At 57.2% G+C, this 1,667-nt stretch carries 2 protein-coding genes; both read right to left on the bottom strand.

Features of this window, described 5'->3' with window-relative positions; translation table 11 throughout:
* Window positions 1-740: 740 nt before the first annotated feature.
* Window positions 741-977 (bottom strand): hypothetical protein, encoded by a 237-nt coding sequence (locus tag Y703_RS0114390; protein WP_026553263.1) that lies wholly within the window; start codon window positions 975-977, stop codon window positions 741-743.
* A gap of 4 nt (window positions 978-981) precedes the next feature.
* Window positions 982-1,667: IS3 family transposase (locus Y703_RS20125; RefSeq protein WP_155849548.1), on the bottom strand; the 686-nt coding region annotated here is incomplete at its 5' end.

The following is a 1,667-nucleotide window of genomic DNA, read 5'->3' as shown; positions in this document are numbered from 1 at the left end:
TTCGAGCCGACACCTTGAAGTTACCAAAGGCAACCGCCAGCCGGGCGTAACCTGCAGGAACCCTGCCCCAAGCCTCACAGGAAAACGCATTTCTGTGCAGATCCTGCCCATTACGGCTATGAGCCGCATCGCTAAATGGCCAATTTCTGACATCAGCTAGTGGCCAGTGAGGAGTGGTTCTCGTGCTGCCCCTGATCAGTGTCAGACGATCCAGCGCTCGAAGGAGTGGACCGATGCGGCGAGTTCTGGGTCTCTTTCTTGGTCGAAACTTTCAACGGCGATTTGGCGGAGGGGGTAGATCGCTGCCATGTAGCGGGACGCCGGTGTGCCCTAACCGTCACCAATAGCGTTTTTGAGCAGGCCGCTGAGACAGGTTCAAAACCGATCCATATCTTTTTGACACCCTGCAGGGCTGTCCAAACCTTATGAATTTTTCGGAGGTGGCGGGTTGTTTGCTTCCTCTTAGCGGCGGTCCCGGCCTTTCGGGCTGTTCGGGTGCCGGTAACCGTAGTGTAGCTCCGCCGTTTTGCGCGGCTCCAGTCGACGAGACGTGCGGCATCCTTGGCGGTACGTCCTCTTGGTGCGGGCATCGGCTGTGAATCGCCAGTCTGTCCGCAGCCGCCGTCTCCATCCCCTTACGGCCGCAGGTTTGATGGCAGAACACTGCTCCTTTCGAGAGGTCAGCGGGTGACTGGCCCTTGAGGTGAGAGTCGGTCTTCTACAGGGGGCAGAAGTGGGCGTCAGGGGAAGTTTTGCGGTTTGGGCGGTCGAATGTGGTGGGTGAGCCAGTTGATGAGGAATCGGCTGGAGGCGGGGTGCACCCCCTGTGGTGTGTGTTGGAGTGCATGCCATGATTCCACCTCGGCGGTAGCTTGGGTTTCCTTGATGAACCCGGTGAGGGGGCAACGCTCGAGTGCCAGGGGGTGTGGTGCGGTAAGCCGGGCGAAGTGAACCGTTTCCAGTTTGTGGGACACCACGTATTTAGGCTGCAAATTGTTGCGTACTGTTATATTCTATCTCGTATTCAGACGGAGTCAAATAGTCGAGCGTCGAATGAAGCCGCTTCCTGTTGTAATAGACTTCAACGTACTCAAATACCTCTCCCCGCACTTCGTCAATGTTCAGCCATGGCCTACGGTAGATAAGCTCCTTCTTGATCGTGGAGAAAAAGGATTCCGCCACCGCATTATCATAACAAGACCCGGTCCTACCCATTGACCGGACCACATTGTAATCCCGGCAGTATTGCGCGAAAGCAGAGGACGTGTATTGAGATCCACGATCTGAATGAAAAATAACATTCTCCGGCATACCTCGGGTGGTCAGAGCATTCGCTAAGGCATCCCGCACCAATGATTCACGCATATGATCGGCAATCGAATAACCAACGACCTTCCGCGAAAACAAATCAATCACCGTTGCCAGATACACCCACCCGGCACCGACCCGTATGTAGGTGATGTCGCCCACCCAGCGTTGATCCGGTGCGTCGGCGGTGAAGTCACGGCCGATCAGGTCCGCCACCTTCGGCGCATCCGGGTCAGGGATCGTGGTCTGCTTACGCGGGCGCGGATGGCAGCAGACCAGCACGGCATCCGCCATCAGCCGCCAGACCCTCTTGACGCTGGTACGCACACCGGAACGGGCCAGCCATGCATGCACGGCCC

The sequence above is a fragment of the Arthrobacter sp. H20 genome (genome assembly GCF_000520515.1).
Classification (GTDB): Bacteria; Actinomycetota; Actinomycetes; order Actinomycetales; family Micrococcaceae; genus Arthrobacter_D.
Note: the sequence above shows the minus strand (reverse complement) of the source record. Positions and strands in the feature narration are given on the sequence as shown.